Here is an 18929-nt window from a genome sequence, read left to right as displayed (position 1 = left end):
CGGCCGTTGCGCTCCTTCACGGAGATCACCTCCATACCGAACAACGTCCCAGTCGACATCGGGCACGCCCGACTAGCGGTGCGATGGGTCGACGTGGGGCCGCCGGTGCGCGCCGAGGTGGTGGTCATGCCGCACTGGGCCGAGGAGTCCACGCATCACGAGGTGCGGCTGGGCGAGACGTTCCCGGTGGGTGACGAGACCTGGCGGTTCGCCGACCTGGACATGGCCAGCGAGGACCAGTGGGAGGTCACGGTTCGCCGGGTGGACGCGAACGAGGTGATGGATCCACCCACCGGGCGCCTGTGGAAACCCTCTCGGCTGCGACCCTACGGCCAGGTCGACGAGGCACAGCTCCAATCGGTCGAGTCCGCACTAGGGCTCCGCCTGCCCGCGGATTACCGCGATTGGTTGCGCCGCAACAACGGCGCGCAGCCCGAGGTGCCACACCACGTACCCGGAGTGCCGTTCGCCCTGACGCCGGAACGCCCGCTGTTCGGTGTGCACCCCGACTATCCGCTCTTCGATCTGGTGCAGGCCCAGCGCCGACACCGCGACCCGTGGCTGTCGCCGGCCTGGCTGGTGATCGCGAACCCCTCCGGCGGCCTGCTGGTCGTCTCGACGCAGTCGGGCGACTCGATCGTGTACTTCGTTCACGAAACGGACCTGGTCGGCCCGCCCGGTCCACCTGCTTCCGTCGCCCGGGAGAGGAAGCTACGCGGAGTGGCCAGGTCCATGGGCTATCTCCTCGGCCGGCTCACTCCCGTGGAGGTCGACCATCTTCCGCCGGTGCAGATGGTGCCGCCCAGCACCTTCACCGATCCCCGCGACCACCAGGACGGGCAGCCATGAGTACGCCGACCCCAGAGGCCCTGCTGCTGCCACTTGGGCAGTACTTCGGCACCTTCCACCCCAAGGTCGGCGCCTCGGAGCGCTACCAGCGGGTCCGGCTCGGCCCGGACGTGTGGGACCTGGACGACCCGCGTTTCGCGTTGTGGGCGCTCGCGCACAGCACGGCTGACCGCGAGGAGGAACAACTCTGGTCGCTCACCTCGGTGCGGCGGGCGGCGGGCGTACACCTTCCCGGTGTGGACGTCGAACCGCTGCTCGACGGCCTGCTCACCGAGGGCCTGCTCGTCGAGGTGACGCCCGACGACCCGGCGGCGGTCGACTTCGCCCAGCGCCACCGGCTCGGCTCGCGGATGGTGGGGCTGGGCAACAGCGCCGACGAGCCCTGGCTGTGGTCGATCGGCTTCTTCGAACGGCCGATCGTGAAGGTCACCCGTACGATCTACAACCTCTGGGAGAGCGGGCGCTCCGGCGAGAGCCTCTGGGACGTCTGCGAGTCGCTGGCCGCCGACGAGCGCGACAGCGGAGGCACCGACACGGAGCTGACCGAGCCGGAGTTGCTGCTCACCGCGCTCCTCCGGGCCCTGCACCCGCTCTTGCTAGCCAGCGTGGTCTATCTGGAGCCGCAGCCGTGACCGAGACGAGGACACCGCCGATGACCCAGCCGTTGATCCTGCCGGTCGGCCGATACACCGGCGAGTTCCATCCCGAGGCGGGCGCGCCGGTCGCCTACTACTCGTTGGGCATCGGTCGCCTCGTGGTGACGATGGAGGATCCGCAGGCGTTCGCCGTCTGGGCTGCCGCGCATCCCCCGACCGACGCGCCGACCCGGCCGTGGACCAGGAGCGCCCTGGAGGAGTCCGCCACCGCCGTCGGGGTCACCGACCCGGAGCGGATCGTCGACGGGTTCCTGGAGGACGGGCTGCTGGTCGAGGTGAGTCCCGACGATCCCGACCTGGAGGGGTTCGCCCGCGCGCACCGGGTGTTGCCGCTGATGGTGTCGCTCGGCAACAGCCCGGACGACCCGTTGAACTACGGCATCGGCCTGTTCGGCATGGAGCCGGTGGTCCGGGTGCCCACCCTCGTGCACGACGTCTGGCAGTGGAGCAGCGTCGGCGACAGCCTGTGGGAGGTCTGCGAGGTGTTCGCCGAGGCCGGCGCCCGGGTCGACTTCGTCGACGAGCGGGAGCACGATCCCCGCCACGTGTTGCGTGAGTTCCTCGCGGCGCTGCCCATGCTGCTGGCCACCAACGCCGCCTGCCTGGACGAGGCCCGCGGCCTCTGACCGCGTCGCCGCCGGCGGGTCCGACTCAGTCGAGCTGCGCCAGCATCCCGGCGTACGTGTCGCGCACCGCCCGCAGCCGCTCCCGCCGGAACCGACCGGGCTCGCGCTGGTGCAGGTGACGCCCCCGGTCGCTGGCGAAGGTCTCCGGGGGGACCGCGTCGCCGTCGGCCGGGATGAACTTGCCGACCTCGTCGAGCGCGGCGACGGCCCGGGTCAACGCTGCCCGGGCCCGCTGCCGGGAGTCGCCGTCCGCGTTCACCGACACCTGTCCGGCGTACGCGTCGGCGACGAGCAGCCATTCGCCCGGGTCGAGCAGCTCCGACGGCTCGTCGCCGCCGTAGCGGAACCCGGTGCCTGCCGCGCCGAGACCCGGGGGCAGCCGGAAGACGAACTCCCTCTCCCGCCCGCAGCCGGCGCAGGCGCCGGTGTACCGACTCGCCAGCTCGCCGTCGGCCATCGCGACGACCGCGCTCTGCCGAGGGAAGCCGACGTCCCCGCACGAGCAGGGACGCAGGTCCATGTAGAGGTGCGCCTCCGCATTGGTGCGGCTCAGCGGCGGGGTCATCGGCCTACCGTACCGATCGAGCTGTCCGGGCACCGTCCCCGCCGCCCGCTGGCATACTCGCCGACCATGGTGGTGTCGCGTGGCTGGGCCGTGTTCCTCGCCGGTGTGGGCGTCTGGACCTGGGTGATCTGGCCGAGGTTCGCGGTGGCGATCTGGAACGACGAGCGGTCCTGGTCCAGCGGCACGGTCGGTGACTGGCCGGCGACCGGCTTCCTCTGGGTGCACGCGCTGCTGATCGGTGCGTCGCTGGCGATCGGCACGACAGTGGGACTGCTCGGCGTACGCGCCTGGCGGATGTCCCGCCGGGGTACCCGCTGAGCTGGGCACCCGGGTGAATTACGGGGGTCGTGCTGCGGTCCGGTTCCCCAGGCGTCGCTGCGTGTTGACCTGTTGGAACAGGCCACTTCGGACCGGCGAAGCGTTCACGGGCACCGAAGTGTGACGGGGACCGCTTCCCCCGGATTTGACGATCAAACCTGCGGACGCGTAACTTTCTCTCTGCCGCTGCGGAACGGGCAAACGGGGCGAAAGCCACGAGGTCCGGACCAGGCGGTACCGAGTTCAGTGCGGAGTGATCCTCAGTGGACGCGGTCCGGGCGGGGCCCGACGAAGACGCCGAGGGGCGGATTTGGCGGAGCGGAAACGACCGGGTAATGTTCACGACCGGCAGGGAACCGGGCGAGCTAGCGGGAAACCGCAAGCGGCCGGCCTGCCAAATCCGACGATCGAGCGAAGCGGTCACCGCTGCGCCTGATCACGGATGCCGAACCGCCAGAAGCGTGACGTACCGGGACACACCGGTTGACACGGGCCAGACGGTAAGGTAACGTAGTAAAAGTGCCCGCCGCGAGGTGGGTGCGGGTGATGCCCCGGAGGGGTGCCTGCTGGTGTGGGTGTTCTGATGGTGTGTGGTTGTTCTTTGAGAACTCAACAGGGTGCTTGATAAGCCAGTGCCAAATTGTTTTATGATGCCCCGTGCCAACTTTCGGGTTGGTGGGGATTCCTTTGGCAACAACATTTTGTTGCTGGGGTTTGCTTTTCCAATAGGTTTTTGTTGGAGAGTTTGATCCTGGCTCAGGACGAACGCTGGCGGCGTGCTTAACACATGCAAGTCGAGCGGAAAGGCCCTTCGGGGTACTCGAGCGGCGAACGGGTGAGTAACACGTGAGCAACCTGCCCTAGGCTTTGGGATAACCCTCGGAAACGGGGGCTAATACCGAATATTCACTCATGGGCGCATGTTTGTGGGTGGAAAGTTTTTCGGCTTGGGATGGGCTCGCGGCCTATCAGCTTGTTGGTGGGGTAATGGCCTACCAAGGCGACGACGGGTAGCCGGCCTGAGAGGGCGACCGGCCACACTGGGACTGAGACACGGCCCAGACTCCTACGGGAGGCAGCAGTGGGGAATATTGCACAATGGGCGGAAGCCTGATGCAGCGACGCCGCGTGAGGGATGACGGCCTTCGGGTTGTAAACCTCTTTCAGCAGGGACGAAGCGCAAGTGACGGTACCTGCAGAAGAAGCGCCGGCCAACTACGTGCCAGCAGCCGCGGTAAGACGTAGGGCGCGAGCGTTGTCCGGATTTATTGGGCGTAAAGAGCTCGTAGGCGGCTTGTCGCGTCGACTGTGAAAACCCGTGGCTCAACTGCGGGCCTGCAGTCGATACGGGCAGGCTAGAGTTCGGTAGGGGAGACTGGAATTCCTGGTGTAGCGGTGAAATGCGCAGATATCAGGAGGAACACCGGTGGCGAAGGCGGGTCTCTGGGCCGATACTGACGCTGAGGAGCGAAAGCGTGGGGAGCGAACAGGATTAGATACCCTGGTAGTCCACGCTGTAAACGTTGGGCGCTAGGTGTGGGGGGCCTCTCCGGTTCTCTGTGCCGCAGCTAACGCATTAAGCGCCCCGCCTGGGGAGTACGGCCGCAAGGCTAAAACTCAAAGGAATTGACGGGGGCCCGCACAAGCGGCGGAGCATGCGGATTAATTCGATGCAACGCGAAGAACCTTACCTGGGTTTGACATCGCCGGAAATCCTGCAGAGATGTGGGGTCCTTCGGGGCCGGTGACAGGTGGTGCATGGCTGTCGTCAGCTCGTGTCGTGAGATGTTGGGTTAAGTCCCGCAACGAGCGCAACCCTCGTTCGATGTTGCCAGCGCGTTATGGCGGGGACTCATCGAAGACTGCCGGGGTCAACTCGGAGGAAGGTGGGGATGACGTCAAGTCATCATGCCCCTTATGTCCAGGGCTTCACGCATGCTACAATGGCCGGTACAATGGGCTGCGATACCGTGAGGTGGAGCGAATCCCAAAAAGCCGGTCTCAGTTCGGATCGGGGTCTGCAACTCGACCCCGTGAAGTCGGAGTCGCTAGTAATCGCAGATCAGCAACGCTGCGGTGAATACGTTCCCGGGCCTTGTACACACCGCCCGTCACGTCACGAAAGTCGGCAACACCCGAAGCCGGTGGCCCAACCCTTGTGGAGGGAGCCGTCGAAGGTGGGGCTGGCGATTGGGACGAAGTCGTAACAAGGTAGCCGTACCGGAAGGTGCGGCTGGATCACCTCCTTTCTAAGGAGCACCATCCGGCGAAAGCTGGTATGGAGCCCGCGACCTGCGAATGTCGGGTCGGGGTGCTCAATTGGCGGAGACACTGGCGAGTTTTCTTTCGGCAACGGCCGGCAGGTTCGAGTACGGCCATCTCTTTGCGGGGGTGGTGTGGAAAGAGTTCTGCTGGTGCGGCTGTGGGGGAATGATTAGCACCCTGTTGAGTCCTGAAGGAACAACCCTTGTGGGTGTTGTTTGCTTCAGAACCGATGGTCGGGACGTGATGTTCCGGATTGGTTTCCAGGCATGACCTGGTGTGGCATACCGCCGGCGGTGGTCGGGTTTGGTGTCGCGCTGTGGGTTGTGGGTTGGTTGTTTGTTGAGAATTGCACAGTGGACGCGAGCATCTTTGTGGTCAAGTTGTCAAGGGCGAACGGTGAATGCCTTGGCACCAGGAGCCGATGAAGGACGTGGGAGGCCGCGATAGGCCTGGGGGAGCTGTCAACCGAGCTGTGATCCCAGGGTGTCCGAATGGGGTAACCCGGCATCAGTCATGTGATGTCACCTGCACCTGAACTCATAGGGTGTGTGGAGGGAACGCGGGGAAGTGAAACATCTCAGTACCCGTAGGAAGAGAAAACAAATAGTGATTCCGTGAGTAGTGGCGAGCGAAAGCGGATTTAGGCTAAACCGGTTGCGTGTGATACCTGTCAGGGGTTGCGTGGTCGGGGTTGTGGGACTCTGTGTGGTGAGCTGACACTCATCGAAGAAGTTACAAAACCAGTTGTTAGTCGAATGGTCTGGAATGGCCGACCGTAGACGGTGAAAGTCCGGTAGGTGAAAGCAGCTGGTCTTCTATGGATGTTCCCGAGTAGCGGCGGACTCCTGAAATCTGCCGTGAATCTGCCAGGACCACCTGGTAAGCCTGAATACTTCCTGGTGACCGATAGCGGACGAGTACCGTGAGGGAATGGTGAAAAGTACCCCGGGAGGGGAGTGAAATAGTACCTGAAACCGTTCGCCTACAATCCGTCGGAGCCTTGAGGGGTGACGGCGTGCCTTTTGAAGAATGAGCCTGCGAGTTAGTGGCATGTGGCGAGGTTAACCCGTGTGGGGGAGCCGTAGCGAAAGCGAGTCTGAAGAGGGCGTTTGAGTCGCATGTTCTAGACCCGAAGCGGAGTGATCTAGCCATGGGCAGGCTGAAGCGCGGGTAAGACCGTGTGGAGGGCCGAACCCACCAACGTTGAAAAGTTGGGGGATGACCTGTGGTTAGGGGTGAAAGGCCAATCAAACTCCGTGATAGCTGGTTCTCCCCGAAATGCATTTAGGTGCAGCGTCGCGTGTTTCTTGCCGGAGGTAGAGCACTGGATGGTCTAGGGGGCCCACAAGCTTACCGAAATCAGCCAAACTCCGAATGCCGGTAAGTGAGAGCGCGGCAGTGAGACTGCGGGGGATAAGCTTCGTAGTCGAGAGGGAAACAGCCCAGATCACCAGCTAAGGCCCCTAAGCGTGTGCTAAGTGGAAAAGGATGTGGGGTCGCACAGACAACCAGGAGGTTGGCTTAGAAGCAGCCACCCTTTAAAGAGTGCGTAATAGCTCACTGGTCAAGTGGTTCCGCGCCGACAATGTAGCGGGGCTCAAGTACACCGCCGAAGCTGTGGCATTCACACGTGTGCTTCGCAGGATTCTTTCGGGTTTCTTGTGCAGGTGTGTGGATGGGTAGGGGAGCGTCGTGCCGGGGGTGAAGCAGCCGAGTGATCGAGTTGTGGACGCGGCACGAGTGAGAATGCAGGCATGAGTAGCGAAAGAAGGGTGAGAAACCCTTCCGCCGGATGACCAAGGGTTCCAGGGCCAGGTTAATCCGCCCTGGGTGAGTCGGGACCTAAGGCGAGGCCGAGAGGCGTAGTCGATGGACAACGGGTTGATATTCCCGTACCCGCGAAAGAGCGTCCCTGATGAACCTCGTTGTGCTAACCACCCAAACTGTTTGAGACCTTCGGGTTGATGATGGGGAGCGTGGGAACCTGGCGGGTAGTAGTCAAGCGATGGGGTGACGCAGGAAGGTAGCTGAGCCCGGCCGGTGGTTGTGCCGGGGTAAGCGTGTAGGCCGTGCCATAGGCAAATCCGTGGCGCATGTAGGCTGAGACGTGATGCCGAGCCGATTCAGGTGAAGTCAGTGATCCTATGCTGCCGAGAAAAGCCTCTAGCGAGTTCTTAGCGGCCCGTACCCCAAACCGACACAGGTGGTCAGGTAGAGAATACCGAGGCGATCGGGCGAACTGTGGTTAAGGAACTCGGCAAATTGCCCCCGTAACTTAGGGAGAAGGGGGGCCGGAGACGTGAAGCCCCGCGCGGGTGGAGCGTTGTATGGCCGCAGAGAGCAGGGGGAAGCGACTGTTTACTAAAAACACAGGTCCATGCGAAGAAGTAATTCGATGTATATGGACTGACGCCTGCCCGGTGCTGGAACGTTAAGGGGACCTGTTAGCTCTTCGGGGCGAAGCGGAGAACTTAAGCGCCAGTAAACGGCGGTGGTAACTATAACCATCCTAAGGTAGCGAAATTCCTTGTCGGGTAAGTTCCGACCTGCACGAATGGCGTAACGACTTCCCCACTGTCTCAACCACAGGCCCGGCGAAATTGCAGTACGAGTAAAGATGCTCGTTACGCGCGGCAGGACGGAAAGACCCCGGGACCTTTACTATAGCTTGACATTGGTATCTGAGTTAGCTTGTGTAGGATAGGTGGGAGCCGGTGAACCTCATACGCCAGTATGGGGGGAGGCAATCTTGAAATACCACTCTGGTTGATTCGGGTATCTAACTTCGGACCGTTATCCGGTTCAGGGACAGTGTCTGGTGGGTAGTTTAACTGGGGCGGTTGCCTCCTAAAAGGTAACGGAGGCGCCCAAAGGTTCCCTCAGCCTGGTTGGCAATCAGGTGTTGAGTGCAAGTACACAAGGGAGCTTGACTGTGAGACTGACGGGTCGAGCAGGGACGAAAGTCGGGACTAGTGATCCGGCACTTGCGTGTGGAAGCGGTGTCGCTCAACGGATAAAAGGTACCCCGGGGATAACAGGCTGATCTTCCCCAAGAGTCCATATCGACGGGATGGTTTGGCACCTCGATGTCGGCTCGTCGCATCCTGGGGCTGTAGCAGGTCCCAAGGGTTGGGCTGTTCGCCCATTAAAGCGGTACGCGAGCTGGGTTTAGAACGTCGTGAGACAGTTCGGTCCCTATCCGCCGTGCGCGTAGGATACTTGAGAAGGGCTGTCCCTAGTACGAGAGGACCGGGACGGACGAACCTCTGGTGTGCCAGTTGTCCCGCCAGGGGCACGGCTGGTTAGCTACGTTCGGAAGGGATAACCGCTGAAAGCATCTAAGCGGGAAGCTCGCTTCAAGATGAGGTATCCCACCCACCTTTGGTGGGGTAAGGCCCCCAGCTAGACGACTGGGTTGATAGGCCGGAAATGTAAGCCCGGTAACGGGTTCAGTTGACCGGTACTAATAGGCCGAGGACTTGACTATCAAAGTTGCTACGCGTCCACTGTGTAACTCACAACAAACAAACACACCCCAACACGTTGGTGTTGGTGCGGATTGTGTTTGACATGTTGATAAGGTTACGGCGGTCATGGCGGAGGGGAAACGCCCGGACACATTCCGAACCCGGAAGCTAAGCCCTCCAGCGCCGATGGTACTGCACCCGGGAGGGTGTGGGAGAGTAGGACACCGCCGGACATCTTCTCGATTTAGGGCCACCCCCACGGGGGTGGCCCTAAACGCATTTACAGGCCGACCGCTACAGGCCGACCGCTACAGCCCGACCGTGGCAGCCTGAACCGGGGCAGCCTGAACCGGGGCAGCGCGGCGGTGATTCATGAGGGGTCCGTCGTTACCTAGACTCGCCGGATGAGGCAGGCGATGAAGGATCTGACCCTCTCCGAACACTCCCATTGGTTCGGCTTGGGCCCTCTGGCGTTCGCCGTCCTGGCGGGCATCCGCGCCTTGGTGGCCGACGAGCCCTTCGCCCGCTGGGCATGGACCAGCATCGCCGTCCTCATGCTGATCCTCTGTGGCGTCTACGTCATCTGGGCGAAGAAGAAGCGCTCCTGAGCCCTGTTAGGAAGGGTCCCCTGCTATGCACGAGGCGTTAGCAGGGGACCCTTCCTTACACGCGGGCGTGGTGGAGAGTGGACGTCAGGTGCCTGGCTCCTTGGCGCAGATGAAGCGCGGCTCGGCACTGTACGTCCAGGTGAACTTCTCCCGCTTGACGACCTTGCCGTCCTTCTTGATGACGCGGAAGGCGTCCTGGGTGAAGCCCTGGCTGCCGCTGGCGGGGATGCAGGTCGGGCCCGGCTCCAGGTAGACGGTCTTGGACGACGTGATGTTGCGTCGCGGGCTGTACTCGGTCTTGACGCTGTCCCAGATCTTCGTGCTCCAGATCGACACGGTGAGCGAACTGCCCGTGTACGAGGTGTCGATCAGAACGCCGTGATCGGTGTTGTTGCGGAACTTGAAGTCGAGGTTGGGCCAGAAGATGGTCGACTCGATGACCGAGGGGTAGCGACTGAAGTAGTACGAGTGCGGCTTGTGCTCGACGTCTTCGAGACCGGCGTAGTACGTGGCGTTGAACAGCGTGGTGGTGAACTGCGAGGTGCCACCACCGACGCCCGGCACCAGCTTGCCGTCCATGATGACCGGCGCGTCGCGGTAGCCCTGGGCGTACCCGCGCTCACCGGTGTGCCCGTTGAGCGAGAACGTCTCGCCCGGCAGCACCACGGTGCCGTCCACCTTCTTGGCGATCGTCACGATGTTCTGGCTGCGTGCCGAGGAGAGGCCGCCGGTGAAGTGGGTGGTGAAGGAGGAGACCTTCTCCTTGATGCCGAGGCCGCCCAGTTTCTCCGCGGTGAGCTTCGGCTTCTTCTCCGTGAGCTTCGCCGAGATCGTGCGGTCCTCGGTGCGGGGCAGGACGGCCATCAGGTCGTCGCCGAGGCTGCTGGTGTCCACCTGCTGGCCCGCGCGTCCCTCGACGACCTTCGGCTTGCCGCCGGAGATGGTCATCGTGGCGTCCCTGGGTGCCACCTCGACCTCGTTCAGCCGGTCGCCCAGGGCCGCCCGCAGCCGCTTCATGTCGATGCCGGCAGTGAGCTTGCCGCTCTTGTCGGCCTTGAAACGGAGGCCCTTCGCGATGGCCGACGTCGGGATGTTCACCGAACCACGGTCGGTGGTCAGCTTCACCGGCGCGGCGACCGCCGGCTCGGCCAGCTCGCGTACCAGGCGGTCCACCTCCTCGGCCGAGGTGGCCGGGTGGTTCTCCACCAACGGCACCGTCACCGGCTGACCGCTCAACCAGCCCGCCTTGACCACGTCGGCGGAGTGCTCCGGGTCGACCGCGAGGCTCGGTTTGGGGTGACGCACCTTCGGCTTCGTGCCGGTGAACGTGATCGCCGGCATGGTCATCTTGCGGCCCTGGTCGCCGACGAGCTTCTCCAACTCGGCTTCCAACTTCGGCACGTCGACGGAGACCACCGGGTCGACCTGCCGTGAGCCGACCAGCCGGTCCACCGCGTGTGCGTCGGTGGCCGCCGCAGCCGCCACCGTGGCGTCCACGTCGACGGTGAGCCCCACCTCGGCCGGGTTGATCTCGGCGGTCCGTTCGCCGATGCGTACCTGGATCGGGGCGGCGAGTTCGGCGGCGCGACGGTCTAGCTGCGCCCGCAGTTCACGGGCCGCGTCGGTCCGACTCCGGCCACCGAGCTCGGTGCCCATCACGCTGGTGCCCCGAGGCACGTCACCGGCGTACGCCCAGACGGTGACCGCGCCCACCGAGGCGAGCACGGCGGTGGCCACCCCGGAGGCGAGGAGCAGGCGGAACCGGCGCGGCCGGCCCGGTGTGCCCGGCTGGGCAGGGCTCGCCTCGGGCTCCGACCGCGCGTTCGGCCAGTCGACCGCGGTCACTTCCACGGTGGGCCGATCGTCGGCGGGGGGCTTCTTCTCGCCGTACAACGTCACAGCAACCTCTTCGGGGAACTACCGCAGGGGGATGGGACCCACCCGGAAGACAACTACGGTAACCAACGGTGCGGCCGACGGGGAGTCCGAGTGACCCGTCAGTCGTCCAGGGAGGCCGTCCAGCAGGTCGAGGCGGTCGTCGCGGTCACTCCTGGTGATCGCCCATTCCCTTCCGGGTCAACGGGCCGCGACGGAAGACGAGCCAGCCCATCACCAGCGCGGTCCCGGCTGCGGTGGCCAGGGCGCAGGACAACACGCCGGTGACGGTGCGTGGCGCGATCAGTGTGGCTGCCACGGCCAGCACGGCCGACGCCACCCACAACGGGAGGGCCGGCCACCGGGCGACGGTCGCCACCCGATCGTTGACGAGCATGAACACCACCGCGTAGAGGGCTCCGGTGGCGGCGAACAACGGCGCGAGCCCGGCCAGGTGCCGGTAGTCGGCGCCGCCGGCGAGCTGGAACGCCGTCTCTCCGCCGATGGCGGCGGCCGTGACCAGGACCGCGCCGCAGGCCAGGATCAGTCCCAACGCCACCACGCGGGCCCGGCGGTCGTGCCGGGCCAACCGGGGCAGCACCAGCAGCGTGACCACCTGGGGTGCCCAGAGCGCACCCTTGGTGAGGACCGCGCCGACCGCGTACGCGCCGGAGTCGGCCGCCGGTAGCAGCTGGCGGGCGAGGAGAAGGTCGGCGTACGAGATGGTGAGCATCGCCAGCGTCGCGACGCAGGCGGTCGTCACCTGGCGTCCACCGAGTCTCCCGGAACCGGTGACGCCTGCGGGAGCCGACGGAGGCGTCACGCCGAGGGACGGTGTGGCGAGGCGGGCCAGGACCGGGATGGCGAGCAGGCCGGTGAGCGTACCCAGCAGCAGGCAGACCACCGGTCCCCGACCTGCCAGGATGCCGACGACCAGTCCGCCGTAGCGGCCGGCGGCGAGTACGGTCATCGCGGCGGCGAGCCGCAGGAACCGCTGGTCTCCCTGGAGTTCGCCGAGCCAGCGGCCGCTGAGCACGGTGGCGAACGTGGTCGCCGCGAGCAGCAGGGACAGCGTCACCGGCAGTCGCAGGACCACGGAGAGCACGGGTGCGGCAGCGAGCGTGGCCGCCGCCGTGTACGTGGCGGTACGCAGAGCCAACCCGGCCTCGCCACCACCGCCGAGGCGGGCCCGGTGCGCCGCCATCGCGATCTGCAGACCGAAACCGGGAACGGCGGCGATCGCCGCCAACGCGAGCACGGTGGCCAGGGCGCCCAGATCGGCCGCGCTCAGTCGGCGTGCCCCCAGCACGGGTACGACGTACGCCAGCGCATTGGTCGCCAGGGTGGCGACGGTGACGGCGGCACCGGCCGCGCCGAAGCGTACCGTCGTGGCGTCCTTGCCCGTGGTCCGTGTCATGCCACTCCGCGTCGTGCCGGCGGGCCGGCGGACCCGTGCGGGTCCGGCCCCGGGCGGATCCGAGTCGGGGAGACGGCCCCGACCGGCAAGACCCTACCGGCCGGTAGCTGTCTCCGACAGACCCTGCCCCAGCGGCCGGTGAGCGTCTAGTGTGCTGCCCCATGGCGTCGACGAAGCTGTCACCGGCAGCGACCTCCGGTGTGGCGGCAATCCTCCCGCAACGGCTGCTCGCCGGGGCGATCCGCCGGGTCTACCCCCGGGTGGAACCGGAACTGGCACGGTTGGCCGACTTCGTGCCGGCCGGCGGCACCGCCGTCGACGTGGGCGCCTGGTACGGGCCGTGGACGGCGCGGCTGGTACGCCGTGCCGACCGGGTGGTCGCGGTGGAGCCGACCAGCGCCCTGGCCGGTCAGCTCCGGGTGGCGTTCCCGGCCGTGGAGGTGGTCGAGGCTGCCGTCTCCGACCACGAGGGCACCGCGACGCTCTATCTCCCCGAGGGCGGGGCGATCGTCGGTACCTCGTCGTTGGAGGACGAGACGCAGGGCCAGCCGGTGTCCGTCCGGCGGATCACGCTCGACTCGCTCGGCCTCACCGACGTGCGGTTCGTCAAGCTCGACATCGAGGGCCACGAACTGCCGGCGCTGCGGGGCGCGGCGGAGACCGTCCGGCGGGACCGTCCGGTGCTGCTGATCGAGGTCGAGGAGCGGATCCAACCGATGGAGCCGCTGATCGACCTGCTGACCTCCTGGGGGTACCGGGGGTACGTGCTGCCCGACCGGCAGTGGATCCCGCTGGCCGACTTCGACCTCGGCGGGCACCAGCGCGAGTCCATCGCGCGGGTCGGCCAGAGCTTCGCCCGACGGGTCGTCTGGCCGCGTCCGCGCTACGTCAACTCGGTGCTGTTCCGTCCCGAGTGACCGAGGGTCGGGCCCGCCGGGTGGCGTACGGACCGGTGTCGAGGGCTACCCCTCCGGCTTGGGTGCCGGATCGCCGATCGCGATCTCGTTCGTGCAGAGCGTCAGGTCGGTGCCGGTCACCGTCAGCTCCACGCTGTCCCCGCCGCCCACGATCCGGAAGAAGCGCTGGTTCAGCCCCTTCCTGATCGGGAACACCGCCTCACCACTGCCCAGCCGCAGCGTGGCCGTGCCGTCGGCCGAGCTGAGGTAGCCGACGCGTACCACCCAGTGCCACGAGAAGCGCGGTTCGTTCAGCGGTATCCGGACCGTCTCGCCGCCGGCCACCAGGTGACCGCAGCCCTCGCGGGGACCGGGCTGGATCGTGCTGCCCACGACCGTGGCCACCTTGACCCGGCCCAGCCCGTCGAGCACCGACGGGTGCTCGGCCTCGTCGACGTAGGTGGGACGGGCGCCGAGCGCGCGGAAGAAGCGGGACTGGAGGTTGTACGGCTCCGAGAGGCGCGGCACGACGTTGTCCGGGACCGGGGAGTCGAAGAAGACGGTGTCGGGCGGCGCGCTGGCCAACTCGATCCGCACCGTGTCGATGTACGACCGTCCGGACTTCGCCGCCCACTCGTCGCCGTACCGGGAGGTCGTCCAGGCGGTGCCCAGACCAGCGGCCACCAGGACCAGCGCGAGCCCGATACCCACCGGCTCCCGGTAGCGCTCCGGCAGCGGACCGGACAGCCCGGGTGGCGGTGATCCGGCCGGTGCCGGCGTGACCGGCCCGGTGTCGGACGGCCCGGTGTCGGGCTGTGCGGTGTCGGGCTGTGCGGTGTCGGGCTGTGCGGTGTCGGCTGGCGCGGCGGCGGGCGACCGGGCCAGCCCGACCACGGCGACACCGAGACAGATCGCGGCGACCACGACCACGTCGCTGACGTACCGGGGAACACCGCCCGCCACGCCGCTGAAGGCCGACCCGAGCCGGGTGGCGGCCAGCATCGCGGCCACCATGACCAGGTACGCGACGAGCAGCAGCCAGGCCCGTCCGGCGCGCGGGCGAAGGCGGACCGTCGCCACGACCACGGCGACGACGACCACCCAGCTCATCCAGGTGCCGATCTCCGGCGGTGCGGTGACCGGTGCGCCGTCACCGGCACCGAGCCACTGCCACGGCCCGCCCACCAGACCCGGCACGACGGTCGAGTTGAGCATCTGGGTCAGGAACGAGAAGACCTCGTCGGGAGAGTCCGGCCGGCGCAGGGAGGACTCCGACCGGGTCAGGTACGCGGCCATGAAGACGAGCGAGAGCACCGTCAGCAGCAGCCATGACGGCCACCAGCGACGGATCGTGGTCCAGACGGTGCGCAGCGGGCCGCCGTCGGCGTAGAGGGCGGCGGTCAGCAGGAAGACCAGCGCCACGACCAGGATCGCCTTCTCGAAGAAGAAGAGCCCGAACAGGACGGAGAAGGCCAGGGCCACCAGGTGCCGGGGCCGCCGGGTCCGTACGTAGTCGACCTGTGCGCGGATCGCGAGCACCATGGCGATCTGCATCGGCAGCATGTTGACGCCGACCGCCCACCAGGACGTCGCCTCCAGGGTCAACGGGCTGAACAGCAGCAGTCCGAGCGGGAGGAGGATCAGCCACGACGGCTGGAGCAGGCGGCGCAGCAACTGGAGGAAGACGACGCCGAGGACGGCCTGACCGATCGCCATGAGCAGCACGTACGGCCAGTAGTGCAGGCCGACGTACTCGGTGACCAGCCAGACGATCAACCGCCCGCCGGGCATGAGGTGGTTGTTGTAGAGCGCGAACAGGTGCGCGACGGTCAGGTCGGACTCCGCAGCCTGGGTGATCAGCACGTAGTCGTCGGCGGCCAGGAAGCCGCGGAACGCCACGTGGGTACGCCAGAACACGCTGAGCGCGATCATGGCCAGCGCTGTCGCCCGGATCGGGTCGCCGCCCCACCGGCCGGCGGTCCGGTCGGGTGCCGCCGTCACGTCCGCCCCCGTCGATGTCATGGCGGGAAGGGTGTCACATCGGGCGTGCCGCCCCCCATCAGGCCAACGGATGGTTCGACGGCTGCGGCGGCACCGCGCCGCGTACAGTGGCCGCCACCAGCGCGGCCGATACCGCGCCCGGCTGTGATGGGGTCGACGGATGCGGGAACGGCTGGTGCCGCACGCGGTGGCGGCCTCCGTGGTGGCGGTGGTGCTCGCCCCGCTCGCCCTGCCCGGTTACGTGTTGCGGTACGACATGGTGTTCGTGCCTCGGCAGACACTGAGCTGGGAGCTGATCGCCCCGGCCACCGCGCTGCCCCGGGCCGTGCCGCAGGACGCGGTGGTGGCGCTGGCGGGGCAACTGGTCCCGGGATGGGTGCTGCAACGGCTGGTCCTGGTGGCGATCCTCTATCTGGCCGCGCTGGGTGCCGCGCGGCTCGTCCCCACCGGGCGGGTGGCCGTGCGGGCGGTGGCGGCACTCGGGTACGCCTGGACTCCCTTCCTGGCCGAGCGGCTGCTGATCGGCCAGTGGGGGTTGCTCGTCGCGTACGCGGTGCTGCCGTGGCTGCTGAGGGCGGCGATCGGGGTCCGCGCGGGTGAGCGGTACGCCCTGCATCGGCTGCTGCTGTGCGTGGCGGCCTCGGCGATCACACCGACCGGCGGGCTGCTCGCGCTGGTCGTGTCGGCGGTGCTGCTGGTGGGGCGGTATCCGGGGGCGCTTCGGGCGGCGTCGACCGGGTTGGGCGTGGCGGTGCTGCTGAACGCGCCGTGGCTGGTGGCGGGTGTGGCCGGGGCGGGTGACGCGCGCTCCGATCCGGCCGGGGTCGCCGCCTTCGCGGCGCGGGGCGAGAACTGGGCCGGCCCGTGGGTGGCGCTCGCCGGCACGGGTGGCATCTGGAGCGCCGATGCCACCCCGGCCTCCCGGGCGAGCTGGCTGGTGCCCCTGGCCACGGTGCTGGTGCTGGCGGTCGCCGGGTACGGCGTACCGCTGCTGCGGCGTCGGTGGGCCGGACCGGTCGTCGTGCGTCTCGGTGTGCTCGCTGTGGGGTCGTGGCTGGTCGCGGCCCTGGGCGTCCTGCCCGGCGGGGCGGCGCTGCTGAGCTGGGCGGTGGCGACGGTGCCCGGCGCCGGTCTGGTGCGGGACGGACAGAAACTGCTGGTGCCGTACGTCCTGGCGCTGGCCGTCGCCGTGGCGTTGGGTGCGGAGCGTGCCGCCGGGCGACTGACCGCCCGTTTCGACGCCGCCACCGGGCGGGTGTTCCTGGTCGGTGCGGCACTGCTGCCGGTGGCGGTCCTGCCCGACCTGGCGTTCGGTGCTGCCGGTCGACTCCGTCCGGTGAGTTGGCCGGCCGACTGGGCGACGGTGAGCCGGCTGGTCGCCGAGCGTCCGGGCGAGGTCGTCTCGTTGCCGTTCCAGCAGTACCAGGTCTATGCCTGGAACGACGGTCAGGTGGTGATCGATCCGGCACCCCGCTATCTCGCGGTGCCGGTGCTGATCGACGACACGCTGCGGGTGGGCCGCACCTCGGTCGCCGGTGAGGACGTGCGGGCGGCGCGGCTGCGCGAGGTCCTGACGGCCGGGCAGCCGGTGGTGTCGGCCAACCCTCGTTGGGTGCTGGTGCAACGGGCGGCCGGGCCGCCGCCGGACGCGGTCACGCTGGATGGCCTGCGCCTGCGGTACGCGGGGACCGAGCTGACCCTGTACGAGAATCCGTTGTGGACCGCCGCACCCGGACCGGCGCGGCCGGGGCCGGTCGGCCTGGCCCATCTGCTGGCCGCTACGGCGCTGCTGGCCGTCGGTCTTTCGGGCACTGCGCAATGGTGCTACCGCGTGGTAACGTCCCGGCACGCGAGTCCCGCGGAAGGAGAAGGTGGATGAAGAACCTGCCTGCGTTCATCGCCGTCGGGGTACTCGGAATCGTGCTCGGCATGCTCGGCAGCGTCGGTCTGACGAACGTGCTCAGCCCGTCCGCCAAGGAGGCCGCGAACTCCACGGTGAGCGAGCAGACCGAGGCGCCCCTCTACGGCACGCGCTGACCTGAGAAGTGACGACGGGGTGTCCGCATCTGCGGGCACCCCGGTCGCCGTGCCCGGACGTCAACCGGTGGCAGCGGTCGCCCGTGCCACCAGCTGTGCGAACCGCGCCCCGGTCGCGGCCCAGGTGAAACGGGCGGCGTGCGCCAGTGCGGCCTCGCCCATCGCCTTGCGTCGGACGTCGTCGCCGAGCAGGTCACGGACCACCGTGGTGAACTCCGCCTCGTCGTCCACCAGCAGGCCGGTCCTGGTGTCGACCATCGCCTCGGCGACGCCACCGGCGTAGCGGAACGCCACCGTCGGGGTGCTGCGCGCCGCGGCCTCCACGATGGTCAGGCCCCACCCCTCCTTGAGCGACGGGGTGAGGGCGATCCAGGCCGAGCAGAGCAGCCCGTGCTTCTCCTCCTCGCTGACGAATCCGGCGAACCGCACCTGGTCGGTGATGCCGAGCGACGCGCACAGCTCCCGCAGCGGCTCCTCCCACCAGCCCTGCCCGGCCACCACCAGTTCGAGTTCGGGCAGTTCCCGGGCGAGCGCGGCGACGGTCCGCAGCGCGATCTCCACCCGCTTGTGCGGGACCAGGCGGCCGAGCACCAGGAGCGAGGGGTGCGGCGTACGCGGCCACGCCGGGCCGATCACCGGCGGCGTGCCGTTGGGAACCACGTCGATCCGCTCCGCGGCCACGCCGAGCGAAGTCAGTTCGGCCCGGCTGGCCTCGGAGACGGTGACGTAGCGGCAGCGCCGATAGAGCCGTACCGCCAGCCAGGACTCGATCCACCAGCCCAGCCGGGCCATCCACGGGCCGAACACCACCGGCCACTGCTCCCGGTGCACGTGGTGCACCAGCGCGACGACCGGCCGTCCGGCGTAGAGCGGGGCGAAGAAGGGCACCCCGTTGCACACGTCGACGACCAGGTCCGGCCGGCCCAGTCGGCGACGGCTCAGCGGTCCCAGCCCGAACCGGCCGGCGATGCAGGTCAGCGCCGCGCGGAGGTAGACGGTCATCCGGGTGCCCCGGCGTAGCACGCGGACCCCCGAACCGGTGGTGCCGGCCGTCGCGGCGGCGTCGTGCGCGGCGCAGAGCAGAGTCACCCGGTGCCCCACGGCGACCAGCTCGGCGGCGATGCGCTCGATGTAGACCTCCGACCCGCCGCCCTCCGGGTTGGTGGTGTCGCGCCAGTTGAGGAACAGGACGTGGCGGGAGGGGGTGCCGTTGGTGTCCACGCTGCTCCTACTGGTGAGTAACTGAGCACGATCGCGCCACCCTAGGACCGCCCGGCCCGAGTGCGCAATGGGCAGTTCCGGCCGTGACGGCCCATGACCGTCCATCGATCGGGGGTTTGCCGACGGAC

13 protein-coding genes and 3 rRNA genes are annotated in these 18929 nt (G+C 67.5%); 11 read left to right on the top strand and 5 right to left on the bottom strand.

All coding sequences use genetic code 11. From position 1 onward, the window contains the following. Positions 1-6 precede the first annotated feature (6 nt). Genes HUT12_RS33055 through HUT12_RS31070 form a run of 3 tightly spaced genes read left to right on the top strand, consistent with a single transcriptional unit; the run spans position 7 to position 2131 of the window. Positions 7-849, top strand: a complete 843-nt coding sequence (locus HUT12_RS33055; RefSeq protein WP_254877006.1) for a DUF6406 domain-containing protein — start codon at positions 7-9, stop codon at positions 847-849. Further along, a complete protein-coding gene (locus tag HUT12_RS33050) occupies positions 846-1481 on the top strand; it encodes a hypothetical protein (protein ID WP_254877005.1) in 636 nt (211 codons plus the stop codon). The genes HUT12_RS33055 and HUT12_RS33050 overlap by 4 nt, the downstream gene beginning before the upstream one ends. Before the next feature lie 20 nt (positions 1482-1501). Next, a complete protein-coding gene (locus tag HUT12_RS31070) occupies positions 1502-2131 on the top strand; it encodes a hypothetical protein (protein WP_131054391.1) in 630 nt (209 codons plus the stop codon). A 25-nt stretch (positions 2132-2156) separates the two neighbouring features. Here the strand turns inward: HUT12_RS31070 and HUT12_RS31065 are convergent, their stop codons facing one another. Continuing rightward, positions 2157-2696, bottom strand: a complete 540-nt coding sequence (locus HUT12_RS31065) for a hypothetical protein (RefSeq protein WP_176095503.1) — start codon at positions 2694-2696, stop codon at positions 2157-2159. Between the two features lie 66 nt (positions 2697-2762). On the opposite strand from HUT12_RS31065, the gene HUT12_RS31060 reads away from it, so the two are divergent. From HUT12_RS31060 to HUT12_RS31040, 5 genes are all read left to right on the top strand, one after another. Then, entirely contained in the window at positions 2763-3014 is a 252-nt protein-coding gene (locus HUT12_RS31060) for an SCO4848 family membrane protein (RefSeq protein ID WP_176095502.1), read from the top strand. Positions 3015-3747: 733 nt separating this feature from the next. Beyond that, positions 3748-5263, top strand: a 16S ribosomal RNA gene (locus tag HUT12_RS31055). A gap of 389 nt (positions 5264-5652) precedes the next feature. Next, positions 5653-8766, top strand: a 23S ribosomal RNA gene (locus HUT12_RS31050). A 96-nt stretch (positions 8767-8862) separates the two neighbouring features. Then, positions 8863-8979: ribosomal RNA gene (gene rrf / locus HUT12_RS31045) — 5S ribosomal RNA — on the top strand. Together the 16S, 23S and 5S rRNA genes form the textbook arrangement of a ribosomal RNA operon. 171 nt (positions 8980-9150) lie before the next feature. Beyond that, the gene (locus HUT12_RS31040; protein ID WP_176095501.1) at positions 9151-9354 is read left to right on the top strand and encodes a hypothetical protein; all 204 of its coding nucleotides are present in this window, start codon (positions 9151-9153) and stop codon (positions 9352-9354) included. 84 nt (positions 9355-9438) lie between these two features. Here HUT12_RS31040 and HUT12_RS31035 read toward each other — a convergent pair whose 3' ends face one another. Both HUT12_RS31035 and HUT12_RS31030 read right to left on the bottom strand, forming a co-directional pair. Next, positions 9439-11253: a VanW family protein gene (locus HUT12_RS31035; RefSeq protein ID WP_176095500.1), complete on the bottom strand. Its 1815-nt coding sequence runs from the start codon at positions 11251-11253 to the stop codon at positions 9439-9441. Between the two features lie 145 nt (positions 11254-11398). Next, complete coding sequence (locus HUT12_RS31030; protein WP_176095499.1) at positions 11399-12646, bottom strand: polysaccharide biosynthesis protein; 1248 nt, start codon at positions 12644-12646, stop codon at positions 11399-11401. A 161-nt stretch (positions 12647-12807) separates the two neighbouring features. Between HUT12_RS31030 and HUT12_RS31025 the strand changes: the two genes are divergently transcribed. Continuing rightward, the gene (locus tag HUT12_RS31025) at positions 12808-13563 is read left to right on the top strand and encodes an FkbM family methyltransferase (protein ID WP_176095498.1); all 756 of its coding nucleotides are present in this window, start codon (positions 12808-12810) and stop codon (positions 13561-13563) included. 45 nt (positions 13564-13608) lie between these two features. Here the strand turns inward: HUT12_RS31025 and HUT12_RS31020 are convergent, their stop codons facing one another. Then, a complete protein-coding gene (locus HUT12_RS31020; RefSeq protein ID WP_176095497.1) occupies positions 13609-15564 on the bottom strand; it encodes a hypothetical protein in 1956 nt (651 codons plus the stop codon). A gap of 139 nt (positions 15565-15703) precedes the next feature. Between HUT12_RS31020 and HUT12_RS31015 the strand changes: the two genes are divergently transcribed. Together HUT12_RS31015 and HUT12_RS31010 are read left to right on the top strand one after the other, a co-directional pair. Beyond that, positions 15704-17422 carry a hypothetical protein gene (locus HUT12_RS31015; protein WP_176095496.1) on the top strand — a complete coding sequence of 573 codons (1719 nt, stop codon included), beginning with the start codon at positions 15704-15706 and terminating at the stop codon, positions 17420-17422. Continuing rightward, on the top strand, positions 17419-17580 hold the full coding sequence (locus HUT12_RS31010) for a hypothetical protein (protein ID WP_161594961.1): 162 nt from the start codon (positions 17419-17421) through the stop codon (positions 17578-17580). Before HUT12_RS31015 ends, HUT12_RS31010 begins: the two co-directional genes overlap by 4 nt. Before the next feature lie 60 nt (positions 17581-17640). Here the strand turns inward: HUT12_RS31010 and HUT12_RS31005 are convergent, their stop codons facing one another. Further along, complete coding sequence (locus tag HUT12_RS31005; protein WP_254877004.1) at positions 17641-18801, bottom strand: glycosyltransferase family 4 protein; 1161 nt, start codon at positions 18799-18801, stop codon at positions 17641-17643. Positions 18802-18929: the final 128 nt, after the last annotated feature.

This window comes from Verrucosispora sp. NA02020 (assembly GCF_013364215.1).
Lineage (GTDB): Bacteria > Actinomycetota > Actinomycetes > Mycobacteriales > Micromonosporaceae > Micromonospora.
This window is presented reverse-complemented; position numbering and strand designations above follow the sequence as displayed.